The 12226-nt window shown below is 63.4% G+C and carries 9 protein-coding genes; 5 read left to right on the top strand and 4 right to left on the bottom strand.

What is annotated here, in order from left to right:
* The first annotated feature begins 1 nt into the window (after window position 1).
* Genes ACFIQF_RS22890 through ACFIQF_RS22905 form a run of 4 tightly spaced genes read left to right on the top strand, consistent with a single transcriptional unit; the run spans window position 2 to window position 5079 of the window.
* Window positions 2–922 carry a branched-chain amino acid ABC transporter permease gene (locus ACFIQF_RS22890; protein ID WP_393945979.1) on the top strand — a complete coding sequence of 307 codons (921 nt, stop codon included), beginning with the start codon at window positions 2–4 and terminating at the stop codon, window positions 920–922.
* Window positions 923–924: 2 nt separating this feature from the next.
* A complete protein-coding gene (locus ACFIQF_RS22895; protein ID WP_393946002.1) occupies window positions 925–2742 on the top strand; it encodes a branched-chain amino acid ABC transporter ATP-binding protein/permease in 1818 nt (605 codons plus the stop codon).
* Entirely contained in the window at window positions 2732–3466 is a 735-nt protein-coding gene (locus tag ACFIQF_RS22900; protein ID WP_393945980.1) for an ABC transporter ATP-binding protein, read from the top strand. The genes ACFIQF_RS22895 and ACFIQF_RS22900 overlap by 11 nt, the downstream gene beginning before the upstream one ends.
* Window positions 3463–5079 (top strand): GMC family oxidoreductase, encoded by a 1617-nt coding sequence (locus ACFIQF_RS22905; protein WP_393945981.1) that lies wholly within the window; start codon window positions 3463–3465, stop codon window positions 5077–5079. Before ACFIQF_RS22900 ends, ACFIQF_RS22905 begins: the two co-directional genes overlap by 4 nt.
* Before the next feature lie 26 nt (window positions 5080–5105).
* On the opposite strand, the gene ACFIQF_RS22910 is transcribed toward ACFIQF_RS22905, so the two are convergent.
* From ACFIQF_RS22910 to ACFIQF_RS22920, 3 genes are all read right to left on the bottom strand, one after another.
* The gene (locus ACFIQF_RS22910; RefSeq protein ID WP_393945982.1) at window positions 5106–6734 is read right to left on the bottom strand and encodes an AMP-binding protein; all 1629 of its coding nucleotides are present in this window, start codon (window positions 6732–6734) and stop codon (window positions 5106–5108) included.
* A 30-nt stretch (window positions 6735–6764) separates the two neighbouring features.
* Window positions 6765–7445 (bottom strand): glutathione S-transferase family protein, encoded by a 681-nt coding sequence (locus ACFIQF_RS22915; protein WP_393945983.1) that lies wholly within the window; start codon window positions 7443–7445, stop codon window positions 6765–6767.
* 86 nt (window positions 7446–7531) lie between these two features.
* Window positions 7532–8575, bottom strand: a complete 1044-nt coding sequence (locus tag ACFIQF_RS22920; RefSeq protein ID WP_393945984.1) for an AraC family transcriptional regulator — start codon at window positions 8573–8575, stop codon at window positions 7532–7534.
* A 162-nt stretch (window positions 8576–8737) separates the two neighbouring features.
* Here ACFIQF_RS22920 and ACFIQF_RS22925 point away from each other — a divergent pair, with 162 nt between their 5' ends.
* A complete protein-coding gene (locus tag ACFIQF_RS22925) occupies window positions 8738–10450 on the top strand; it encodes an AMP-binding protein (RefSeq protein WP_393945985.1) in 1713 nt (570 codons plus the stop codon).
* 44 nt (window positions 10451–10494) lie between these two features.
* On the opposite strand, the gene ACFIQF_RS22930 is transcribed toward ACFIQF_RS22925, so the two are convergent.
* Window positions 10495–12225 (bottom strand): Na+/H+ antiporter, encoded by a 1731-nt coding sequence (locus ACFIQF_RS22930; RefSeq protein WP_393945986.1) that lies wholly within the window; start codon window positions 12223–12225, stop codon window positions 10495–10497.
* Window position 12226: the final 1 nt, after the last annotated feature.

The raw sequence follows: 12226 nt of genomic DNA on the forward strand, positions 1-12226 counted from the left end.
TATGTTCGATTCAATTTTGCAAGCCGTCTTCAGCGGACTTGCGCTGGGCAGTATTTATGCGTTGGTGGCCGTGGGTTTCAACATCACGTTCAACACCACCAAGACACTGAATTTCGGCCAGGGCGAGTTCCTGGTGGCGGGCGCATTTGTGGCGGTATCGGTGCTGTTGCTGCTGGTCGGCAAAAACGTCACCGACAGCCTGGTGCCAGCCGATGTCAGCATGGGGCGCTATCTGCTCAGCCTGGTGGGCACCATGGCTGTGCTCGGCGTTTTAGGCGTGGTGCTTTACTACGCGGCGGTTCGGCCATTCGTCGGGCGCGGCGGCATGGCCTGGGTGATGAGCACCATCGGCTTTGGCATCATCATCCAGAACACGGCTTTGGCAATCTGGGGCCCGGCGCCGCTGGTGATGCCTTCGCCCTTGGGTAGCGAGGTGATCCGCATTGGCGGCGCCGGCGTGCTGCCGCAAGAGGTGCTGGTGCTGGTGGCCAGCGTGATTGTGCTGCTGAGCCTGGATTACGTGATGCGCCGCACCAAGATCGGCAAGGCCGTGCGGGCAGTAGCGCAAAGCGGTAGCGCGGCAACGCTCATGGGTATCAATGTGTCGGCCATCGTCATTCTGGCCTTTGTCATCAGCTCCAGCCTGGCCGGCCTGGCGGGCTTGCTGATTGCGCCCATCACCACGGCCTCGGTTTTCATGGGCATGTCGCTGGCGCTCAAGGCTTTTTCGTCGGCCATTCTGGGCGGCCTGACCAGCCCGCGTGGTTGCATGCTGGGCGGTTTCATTCTTGGGTTGATCGAGGCGCTGGTCGGGCTGTGGCAGGCCGAGCTGCGGGAGATCAGCATTTTCCTGCTCATCATCGTGGTGCTGGTGGTGCGCCCGCAAGGCCTGCTGGGCCAGAAGATTGTGGAGAAAGTCTGATGATGCGCGGCGAGCTCAAACACTATTTGTGGCTGCTGGTGGTGGCGGTGCTGGTGGCACTGGTGCCTTTGTTCACCAGCAACGATTTTTATCTGCGCATTCTGTTTCTGATTGGCGTGAACTACATCGCCGCCTCGGGCTTGAATGTGCTGGTCAATTACACCGGCCAGAAATCGCTGGGCCATGCCGGCCTGTTTGCCGTAGGCGCTTATGCGGTGGCTTTGCTTACCACGCGCTGGGGCTGGAACCCCTGGGCCGCCTTTGCCATGGCCGGTGTGCTGGCGGGTTTGTTTGGCGTGGTCATCGCCTTGCCGGCCTTGCGCGTCAAGGGCCCGGCGCTGGCCATGGTGACGATTGGCTTTGGCATCGTGGTGGAGAAAATCGTCTCCGAATGGCAAGACGTTTTTGCCGGCCAACAGGGCATTTATGGCGTGGTGTCGCTGAACCTGGGCGGGCAGATGTTCAACACCAAACACTGGGTCTGGTTTGTGCTGGCGCTGTGCCTGGCGCTGCACATCATGTTCCGCTACCTGCTGGGCGGCCGCTTTGGCCGGGCTTTCCTGGCCGTCAATACCGCCGAGGTGGCGGCCGAGAGCGTAGGTGTCAGCGTGTACAAGTTCAAGGTGCTGGCCTTTGTGATCAGCGCCTTTACCTGTGGCATTGCGGGCGCCTTGATTGCGCAGCAAAACCAGTACATCAACTCCGATTTCATCACCTTCAACCTCTCCATTTTCTTCTTGCTGGTGGTGCTGTTTGGGGGCAACTCGGTATACGGGCCGCTGCTGGGCGCGGTGGTGCTGACCTTACTGGATTCGCTGCTCTCGCGCTGGCCGGATGTGCAGCACTTCACCTATGGCGCGCTGCTGTTGTTTGCGCTGTACGCCATGCCCAACGGCCTGGCCGGTTTTGTGCGTACCTTGGCGCGCAAGTTTGCGCCTGGCCTGGTGCCCAAAGAGCGTTTGCCGAGCGATCTGCCGCCTTGGCAGCTGAAGCCGGCGGCGGGTGCGGCCAGCGCCGCTGTCTTGCTGGACGGCAAAGGCCTGTACAAGGCTTATGGCGGTGTGGTGCCGACGAACGAGGTGGATATCCAGATTCGGCCCGGCCATGTGCATTCCTTGATCGGCCCCAATGGCGCGGGCAAGACCACCTTGCTCAATATTCTGTCGGGCATCGTCACGCCCGAGCGCGGCAGCATCGAGTTTGCCGGGCAGAACATCGTCGGCGTCTCCACCAACAAAATCGCTCGCATGGGCTTGGGGCGCACCTTCCAGAACCTGCGCCTGTTCAGCGATATGACGGTGCTGGACAACGTCAAGGTGGGCTTGCATGCGCATATCCAGGCCGGTTTTCTGGCCAGTCTGGTAGGCGTAGGCAAGGCGCACAAAGCAGAGCTGGCGGCGCGCGACGAGGCACTGCAGATTCTTGACCGCCTGCATTTGCGCGACAAGGCGCTCGATATCGCCGGCTCGCTGCCTTATGGTTTGCAGCGGCGTCTGGAGCTGGCGCGTGCGCTGGCAACACACCCCAAGTTGTTGCTGCTCGACGAGCCGGCCGCCGGCCTGAACCCGCAAGAGACGCAAGAGCTGGTGCAGGTGATTTCGCGCATTCGAGACCTCGGCATTACCGTGTTGTTGATCGAGCACCATATGGATTTGGTGATGGCCGTGTCCGACCACGTGATCGTGCTCGATTACGGGCAGAAAATTGCCGAAGGCACGCCCGTCGAGGTGCAGAACAACCCGCGTGTGATTGCGGCCTACCTGGGCAGCGACGAACAAGAAGATGGCAGTGATGCGACAGGAGAAGAGCATGCCCGCTGAGAACCAAGCATTGTTGCGCGTGGACGCGCTGCAGGTGCACTATGGCGCGGTGCAAGCGCTCAAAGGCGTGTCGCTGCATGTGAATGCGGGCGAGGTGGTCACCATCATCGGTGGCAATGGCGCGGGCAAGAGCACGCTGATGAAAGCCATCTCCGGGCTGGAGCCTGCGGCGGCAGGCAGCATCCAGTTTCTGGGCCAGGACATCACGCGTACGCCTGGCCACCTGCGCGTGCCGCTGGGCATTGCGCAAAGCCCGGAAGGCCGCCAGGTGTTTGCCGACCAGACGGTGCACGACAACCTGATGCTCGGCGCTTACCACCGCAAAGATGGTGCAGCGCAGATTGCCGCCGATATTGAAAAGCAGTTTGAAACCTTCCCGCGCCTGCGCGAGCGGCGCGAGCAGATGGCCGGCACAATGTCGGGCGGCGAGCAGCAGATGCTGGCCATCGCACGGGCCTTGATGTCGCGCCCGCAGTTGCTGCTGCTCGACGAGCCCTCGCTGGGTTTGGCGCCGCTGATCGTCAAGGAGATCTTTGCCATCGTGCGCCAGCTCAAGGCGCAAGGTGTGACCATTTTGCTCGTGGAGCAAATGGCCAACCAGGCGCTGGCGGTGGCCGACCGGGCTTATGTGCTGGAGACCGGGCGCTTCACGCTGGAGGGCAGCGCGGCCGATCTGCGGCGCGATCCCAAGGTGCGCGCCGCCTACCTGGGGGCGCATGCATGAGCGCAGACGCTGGCGATGTTTTCGACTACGTGGTGGTGGGCAGCGGCGCAGCGGGCGCGATTGTGGCGGCGCGCTTGAGCGAAGACCCGAGCGTCAGCGTTTGCGTGCTGGAAGCCGGTGGCCGGGATTCGCACCCTTACCTCAAGCTGCCAGCCGGTTTCATCAAGGTCATCTTCAATCCGCAGATGGCCTGGCAGTTCAGCTCCGAGCCCACGGCGCGAACGGCGGGCCGGCGCATTCCGCTGCCGCAAGGCAAAACCTTGGGCGGCTCTACCGCCATCAACGGCCTGGTCTACAACCGCGGGCAAAAAGAAGATTTCGACGGCTGGGCCGCTCTGGGCAACCGGGGCTGGAGTTATGACGAGGTGCTGCCGTTTTTCCGCCGCAGCGAATGTTATGTGGAAGGTGGCGACGCGGCGCTGCGCGGCCACGATGGGCCGCTGAAGGTGACGCTGCCGCATTGGCCGCATCCGATTTGCGAGGCATTTTTACAAGGCGCGCAAGAGCTGGGCATGCCGCGCAACCCGGATTACAACGGCGCCCAGCAGCAAGGCGTGGGTTACTTTCAGCGCACTATTCACCAAGGCTGGCGCCAAAGCACGGCCAAGGCGTTTTTGCGGCCGGCGCGGGCCAGAGCGAATCTGCGAATCATCGTTAATGCTCAAGTCCAGCGTGTGTTGCTGCAAGACGGCAAGGCCAGCGGCGTTGAATACCGGCAGGCGGGCAGCTTGCGTGTGGTGCGTGTGCGGCGCGAGGTGATTGTGTGCGCGGGCGCCATCAACACGCCCAAGCTGTTGATGCTCTCGGGCATTGGCGACGGGCCGCGCTTGCAGGCTTTGGGCATCCAGGTGCAAGCGCATTTGCCTGGTGTGGGGCAACACCTCAAAGACCATTTTTCCATCCGCTTGGTGGCACGGGCCAAGCAGGCAGTCACGATCAACGAGATGGCGCGCATTCCCCGGCTCTGGGGGCAGGCCTGGGATTGGTTGCGAGGCAAGCCGAATATTCTGGCGCTGAGCCCTTCGGTGGTGCATTGGTTCTGGCAGTCGCAGCCGGGGCTGGCGCGGCCCGATCTGCAAGGCGTTTTCTCACCCGCCAGCTACCGCGAAGGCTATGTAGGCATGCTCGACCGCTACCCCGGCATGACCTGCGGCGTGTGGCAGCACCGCCCGCAAAGCATGGGCAGCGTAGCGCTGACATCGGCAGACTCAAATGCCGACCCGGTGGTGCAGCCCAATTACCTTGATGCAGAAAGCGACCGGCAGACCTTGGTGCGCGGCGTGCGCGTTGCTCGAGCGCTATTGCAAACCCAGGCATTGGCGCGGTTTCGTGAGGCGGAAACCATGCCGGGCGAGCAGGTGCAGACCGACGATGAGATTCTGGATTTCATCTACCGCTACGGCGTATCTTCGTACCATGTCAACGGCACGGCACGCATGGGCCTGCGCAGTGATGCCGGTGCGGTGGTCGATGAGCAGTTGCGCGTGCATGGTGTTGGCAATCTGCGGGTCATCGATGCTTCGGTGATGCCCGAAATACCCTCTGCCAACACCTGCGCCACGACAATGATGATTGGCGAAAAAGGCGCCGCGCTGGTGCGCAGCGCGGCCTGACAATCCACGCGTTTTTCAACGCTTCATCAACGTTTTTTCTGAGCCCGCAGATCGCGGATTCCGGGCAGGCTGGTCGGGTCCTGGCCGGTGGCCAGAATGCGGTGCTTTTGGATTTTCTGCGTGCCGGTGGTGGGGATTTCGTCGGTGAACCACCACCAGCCCGGCACCTTGTAATACGCCATTTCTTTTTGGCAGAAGGCGAACAGCTCCTGGCACAGCTCGTCGCTGGCCTTCTCGCCGGGCACCAGCACCAGGCTGGCCAGCACTTCTTCTTCGCGGATCGCATCGGGTGCGGCCATCACTGCCACGCCTTGCACCTTGGGGTGCGAGAGCAGCACGGCCTCTACCTCAGCCGCTGCAATGTTTTCGCCGCTGCGGCGGATGATGTTTTTGCGCCGGTCCATGAAGTGCAGCAAGCCATCGGCGTCTTGTTGCACCACATCGCCGGTGTGGAACCAGCCGCCTTGCCAGGCTTTGGCGGTGGCTTCGGGGTTGTCCAGGTATTCGCTGAAAAAATGCTTGCGCGGGGTTTCGGCCGAGTAGCGCACCAGCATTTCGCCAGGTGTGCCGGGTGGCACAGGCTGGCCGCTTTCGTCGGCCACCATCACCTCGAGCCCTGGCGCGCTGCGGCCAAACGAGCGCGTGCCTACCTGGCGGTTCTCGCCATGGTCGGAGATGGTGCGCACCACCTCGGTCATGCCCCACAGCTCGATCAGCGGGAAGCCAAAGCGCTGCTCAAAAGCCGCGTGCAGTTGCGGCTCTACGCCGGCGCCGTAGCCAAAGCGCACGCAGTGTTTTTTCTCCCATTCGGAAGGTGCCTGTTTGAGCAGCAGCGGAATGATCACGCCCAGGTAGTGCACGATGGTGGCGCGCGTGCTGGCCACTTCTTCCCACCAGCGGCTGGGCTGGAAGCGGTCGGTCTGGATCTGGCAGCCGCCCGACAGCAGCATGCAGTAGAACGACAAAATGGAGGCGTTCACATGGAACAGCGGCAGCGGGTTGAAGAGCCGCTCCTTGCCTTCTTGCACCGACACATAACCGGGGTGCGCGGCATACCAGGCACCGGCGGCCAGCTCGTAAGCATGTGATAGCACGCAGCCTTTGGGCTGGCCGGTGGTGCCCGATGTATAGAGAATGCTGGCCGGTGTGTCGGCATTGAGCTCGCCGTGCGGCGCGCTGAGGGCGGCAGGCAGGCTTAGCGCTGTGTAGTTGACCGGGTCGCTTACCACGACAGCCGGTTGTGTGCGTGTGTCTTGCAGCGACTCTTGCACGGCGCCAAGACGTTCGGGCAGGCAGACGATCAGATCGAGCTGTGCGTGGTCTATCAGGTAGTTCAGCTCGCGGCGCTTGTAATCCGGGTTGATGGGCACGCAGCAAATGCCCAGGCTGTTCATGGCAAGCTTGTGCAGCATGTGCTCGGGCCGGCTCTCCAGCAGCAGGCCGATGCGGTGGCCCACGCCGTAGCCGGCAGCCTGGTACTGGGCTTGCAGTTGGGCAATCAGCTCGCCCGCTTCGGTGTAGCTGAACTCGCGCCCTTGCGGCAGGTAGCTGCGCTTGGGGTTGGCGGGCACCGCCAGCAGGCTGTTGCTGCTGTAGCGGGCGATGGCGGCTTGCAATGCTTCGCCGATCGTGCTTTGGTCGTTGATGGCAATCATGTCTCACTCCACAGTGCTGGGTTGTCTGCCTCAGGGCCGGATCAGGGGCGACGGGATCGGGTCCACGTTCTGTGCCAGGGCGGCTTGCTTTTCCACTTCGAGGCTGCGCAAAAAGGCGGCGCGTTGCTGCAAGGCCATCCAGTAGTTTTGCGTGGCCGGGCCCCATTGCGAGCTCATGCCCAGGTAGTCGGACAGCATCAGCGCGTAGCCCACGGCCACATCGGCGGCAGTAAAGCGGCCGGCGCACAGATAGGGTGCATCCGCCGGCAGGGTTTGGGCGGCGGCTTCTACCGCGCGCAAGCGGCCCAGAAACCAGCGTTCGTAATCGTCGGCCACCTGCGGTTGGCGGCGCGGGCCGGGCTCGAAATAGCGGTAACGCAGCACCAGTGTTTGCGGGAAAGTGAGCGTGGCATCGGCCATGTGCAGCCAGTTCAGGTAGCTGCCGTAAGTGGTTTCGCCGGGTGCTACATCCAGGTGCTGGGCGGGCGCTTTGCTGGCCAGGTATTGGCAGCAGGCGCTGGATTCGGTGAGCCGCGTGGTGCCGTCGATCAGCAGCGGCACGGTGCCCAGCGGGTTGAGCGCCAGGTAGTCTTTGGCGAGTGCGCGCGGCGGGAAAGGCAGCATGCGCAGCTGGTAGGGCAGGCCCAGCTCTTCCAGCATCCACAGGGCGCGGAACGAGCGCGCGCTGACACAGTGGTACAACTCGATCACGGCTTTGTCTCCATTTGGTCTTGGTAGGCCATCTTGGCACGATGCGCCGGTCTGTGCAGGCGTTTAGGTGTCAGCCAGGTTGCAAATCAGGCCGGTGGCCGGGTGCTTTTGCGGTATTCGGCCGGTGACATGCCCATCCAGGTGCGGAAAGCGCGGATAAAGCTTTTGTCGTTGCTGAAGCCGGCCAGTTGGGCGATCTGCTTGATGGGGCGGTTGCTGCGGTGCAAGAGCGTCAGCGAACGCTCGCGCCGCACTTCGTCTTTCAGCGCCTGCAGCGAGGCGCCTTCGTCCTTGAGCTGGCGGTGCAGGGTGCGCAGCGAGAGGTGCAGTTTTTTCGAGAGCGTCTCGGCGCTGTGCATGGCCGATGGGTCGGCCGCCAGCAGCTGGCGCACGCGCTGCACCATGAGCCGGTCGCGCCGGTAAGGGCGCACCGTCAGCGGCAGCGCGCGTTGCAGCATGCGCTGCAAGGCGGCTTCGTCGCGGGCAATGGGCAAGGCCAGGTAGCGCGCATCAAACTGCATGCTGGTGACGGGCGCGTCAAACTGCACATCGCCGGGGAAGAGCAGGCCATACACATCGGCGTGCGCGGGCGCGGCAAACGGAAAGTTCACCTTGAACAGCGGCAGCGACGAATCCACGTACCAGCTGGAGAGCCCGTGGATGTTGCGCAGCATCGAGACCAGGCAGAACTCGCGCAGCTCGCCCAGGCCGGCGTTTTCGATGATCTCCAGCGTGGCGGTTTCGCCATGCACTTGCAGGTTCAGTTGCAGGTCGTCGGTGAGCAGGCCGTGGTGGCGACACCAGCGCTTGAGCGCCACGCCCAGGTTGGGGCTGGTGAGCGAGGCGCGGGCCAGCATGCCGTAGCTGCCCCAGGGCAGGCGGCGGCCGAACCAGCCCAGGGCTTCGTCGTCGAGCTCCTGCATGGCAGCGTCGGACAGGGCTTCAAACTGCAAGGCGGTGATGCCCAGCGCGTCTTGCTCCACTGCCAGGGGATCAATTTGCGCCAATTGCAGGGCTTTGTCGGCGCTCAGACCGCGGTGCTGGTAGGCGCGTGCAATGGCCCGCACAAACGCCATCGGCGTAACGGCTGGGTGGTGCAGCACGGCGGAAGAGGGGAGCGGCTTGGTCATGGTGTGAGGGGCAAAAAACTGCCAGAGACCAGCGATTGTACTGGCGACTTTTGCAACCTTGCTGCCACCATTTGCGCAGGCCGCTGGCGTATGCTGCCCAACACACCACAGGTGACCGCAGCGGCCGCAAGCCTGCCGCTGGCGAACAGGAGACATACCGAGATGACTGAGCTTGCCTTGACCAGCAGCTATGCGCGTGGCGCCGCCGCGCCGCGCCTGCTGGATAAGACCATTGGCCAACAGCTGCGCGACACCGCTGCGCGCTTTGGCGCGCGCGACGCGCTGGTCAGCCGCCACCAGAGCATTCGTCTGAGCTACCAGCAACTGCTGGAGCAATCGCTGCAACTGGCCAGCGCCTTGTTGCGCGCCGGTATCAACAAGGGCGACCGGGTCGGCATCTGGTCGCACAACAACGCCGAATGGGTGCTGCTGCAAATGGCGACGGCGCATGTCGGCATTATTTTGGTGAACATCAACCCGGCCTACCGCACCTCCGAGCTGGAGTACGCGCTCAACAAGGTGCAGTGCAAGGCGCTGTTCACGATGGACCGCTTCAAGACCAGCGATTACCTGGGCATGGTGCGCGAGCTGGCACCCGAGCTGGCGAGCAGCCAGCCCGGCCAATTGCACAGCGCCAAGCTGCCCGAGCTGCGCTGGGTGGTGTGGATTGACAGCCCGCGCGAAGGCGAAGAGCAGCCCGGCATGGAGCGTTTCTCGCGCTTCATCACCCAGGGCGATGCGCAGGACGCGCAGATTGATGTGATCGGCAAGACGCTGACGCCTTTTGACCCGGTCAACATTCAGTTCACCAGTGGCACCACGGGCTTTCCCAAGGGCGCCACGCTGACGCACCGCAATATCGTCAACAACGGCTTTTTCATTGGCGAAGCCATGAAGCTGAGCGAGCAGGACCGGCTTTGCATTCCCGTGCCGCTCTACCACTGCTTTGGCATGGTGCTGGGCAATATGGCCTGCATGACCCATGGCTCGGCCATCGTCTACCCGAACGACGGTTTCGAGCCGGTGTCGGTGCTCGAAGCGGTGCAGGCAGAAAAGTGCACCGGCCTGCACGGCGTGCCCACCATGTTCATCGCCGAGCTGGACCACCCGCGCTTCAAGGAGTTCGATCTGTCCACGCTGCGCACCGGCATCATGGCCGGCTCGCCTTGCCCGATCGAGGTGATGAAGCGCGTGGTCAGCGAGATGAATCTGTCGGAGATCACCATCGCCTACGGCATGACCGAAACCAGCCCGGTCAGCTGCCAAAGCTCCACCGATACGCCGCTGGCCAAGCGCGTGTCGACCGTGGGCAAGGTGCAGCCGCACCTGGAAGTGAAGATCATCAGCCCGGAGACGGGCGAGGTGGTGGCGCCCGGCCAGTCTGGCGAGCTGTGCACGCGCGGTTATTCGGTGATGCACGGTTACTGGGGCGATGAGGCCAAGACGCGCGAAGCCATCGACGCCGAAGGCTGGATGCACACCGGCGACCTGGCCACCATGGATGCCGAGGGCTATGTCAACATCGTCGGCCGCATCAAGGACATGGTGATCCGCGGCGGCGAGAACATTTACCCGCGCGAGATCGAAGAGTTTCTCTACACCCACCCACAGGTGCAGGATGTGCAGGTGGTGGGCGTGCCCGACCAGCGCTTTGGCGAAGAGCTGTGCGCCTGGGTGATCGCCAAGCCCGGCCAGCAGCTGACGGAGGACGATCTGCGCGCCTATTGCAAGGGCAAGATTGCGCACTACAAGGTGCCGCGCTACATCCAGTTTGTCGACGCTTTCCCGATGACGGTGACCGGCAAGATCCAGAAGTTCAAGATCCGCGAGGCGATGATCGCCGCGCTGCACCTGCAAGTGGCCCAAACCGCCTGAAGGCGGCCGGCACCACCTACGCCATGCTTAGCCAACCCCTGCGCTCAACCCCGGCCTTCGAGCTTGGCCGTCTGCTTGGCGGCAGCGCGGCGGGCCACGTCCAGGCGTTTGCGCAGCGAGATTTCGGTCAGGTCCAGCTCGGCCACCAGGCTGCGCAGCGATTCGTCGTTGATGTGGTCATGCTGGCGCTCGGCGTAAATCGTGTGGCGCTCGGCCTTGATGCACAGCAGGCGCGTCTCCAGCTCCACCACGTAGCGCTGGCGGCGTTGCTGCACGGCTTCGGGCGTGGCCATGTCTTCGGCCTCCGGCGCTTCGGGCGATTTGTCGTCATCGAGCAGGTCGATACGGTTGCGGTACTCGCGCGCAATGCGGCCCGAGATTTCTTGCTGCCGTGCCTGCCATTCGGTGGGCTGCTGGGCAGCGTCTTCTTCGCTGATGGCCAGGCTGTTGATGGCCGCGCGGCAGGCCGCAATACGGGCCTGGCGCTCTTCGGTGACCGACTCGGGCTCGGTAGCCGGCGGCAGGCGGTGCAGCACCAGCGGCAGGCCAATGCTGCCGAGCACCAGGGTGAACAAGATGGTGCCGGTGGCCAGGAAGATCAGCAGATCGCGTGCCGGAAAAGGCTGGCCGTTGTTCAGCAGCAGTGGCACCGACAGGGCACCGGCCAGCGTCACGGCGCCGCGGATGCCCGCCAGCGTGGTGGCCAGGTTCAGCCAGCGGCTGGGCTTTTCGATCATTTTGCCGGCGCGGTGCGCCTTGTGCAGGCTGCGCGCCACGCCCAGGCTCACCCAGATCCAGCGCAGCAACAGCAGCGCCACCGAGATGATGACCACGTAGCCCACCAAAATCCACCAGTCGTGGCCGGCGTTGTGCAAGGTCACGCCAATGATGGACGGCAGTTGCAGGCCCAGCAGCAGGAAGATGGCGCCGTTGAAGGCCGATTCCACCATGGCCCAGGTGCCCGCCGTCTGCATGCGCTCGGTGATGTAGTCGGCGCGGTTCAGATCGGCAAAATTGGTGGTCACACCCGCTGCCACCGCCGCCAGAATGCCGGAGACGCCGATTTTTTCACCCAGCAGGTAGGCGGCAAACGGCAGCAACACCAGCAGCAGCACCATTTGCGTGGCGGCCACATCGCCGAGGCGGCGGGTAACCGTCTCGCGCAGGTAGCTGAAGCCCCAGCCCACGGCAGCGCCCGCGCCCAGGCCGCCCAGCGAGATCCACAAAAACTCTTGCGTCACCTGGCCCCAGGAGAACAGGCCGGTCAAGGTGGCGGCCACGGCGAATTTCAGCGCCACCAGGCCGGAAGCGTCGTTCAGCAGCGATTCACCTTCGAGCACGTGCATGGTGTGCGGTGGCATGCCCAGGTTGCGCGTAATGGCCGAGACGGCCACCGCGTCAGTCGGCGAGATGACGGCGGCCAGCGCAAAGGCCACGGTCAGCGGCATCTCCGGGATCATCCAGTGGATCAAATAGCCCAGGCCGATCACGGTAAAAAACACCAGACCGAAAGCCAGCTTCAAAATAGGCTGGTAGAGCGAGAAAAATTCGCGCTTGGGAATGCGCCAACCGTCGGCAAACAGCAGCGGCGGAATGAACAGCAGCATGAACAGGCCGGGGTCAAAATCGATGTGCAGGCCTTGCTGCGGCCAGGAGACCAGGGCGCCGATGGCAATCTGGATCAGGGGCAGCGGAATGGCGCGGATGTAGCGCGAGATGATGCCGGTGACAGCACCGATCATCAGCACGAGCAAGACAGTTTCAACGGTATGCATG

The organism is Comamonas trifloxystrobinivorans (assembly GCF_043359985.1).
In the GTDB taxonomy this organism is placed as follows: Bacteria; Pseudomonadota; Gammaproteobacteria; order Burkholderiales; family Burkholderiaceae_C; genus Comamonas; species Comamonas trifloxystrobinivorans.

Excerpts from the sequence above, each read along its gene's own strand:
- ACFIQF_RS22895 (WP_393946002.1), top strand. The coding sequence starts at position 925 with ATGCGCGGCGAGCTCAAACACTATTTGTGGCTGCTGGTGGTGGCGGTG.
- ACFIQF_RS22890 (WP_393945979.1), top strand. The coding sequence starts at position 2 with ATGTTCGATTCAATTTTGCAAGCCGTCTTCAGCGGACTTGCGCTGGGC.
- ACFIQF_RS22930 (WP_393945986.1), bottom strand. The coding sequence starts at position 12,225 with ATGCATACCGTTGAAACTGTCTTGCTCGTGCTGATGATCGGTGCTGTC.
- ACFIQF_RS22910 (WP_393945982.1), bottom strand. The coding sequence starts at position 6,734 with ATGATTGCCATCAACGACCAAAGCACGATCGGCGAAGCATTGCAAGCC.
- ACFIQF_RS22925 (WP_393945985.1), top strand. The coding sequence starts at position 8,738 with ATGACTGAGCTTGCCTTGACCAGCAGCTATGCGCGTGGCGCCGCCGCG.
- ACFIQF_RS22900 (WP_393945980.1), top strand. The coding sequence starts at position 2,732 with ATGCCCGCTGAGAACCAAGCATTGTTGCGCGTGGACGCGCTGCAGGTG.
- ACFIQF_RS22905 (WP_393945981.1), top strand. The coding sequence starts at position 3,463 with ATGAGCGCAGACGCTGGCGATGTTTTCGACTACGTGGTGGTGGGCAGC.
- ACFIQF_RS22920 (WP_393945984.1), bottom strand. The coding sequence starts at position 8,575 with ATGACCAAGCCGCTCCCCTCTTCCGCCGTGCTGCACCACCCAGCCGTT.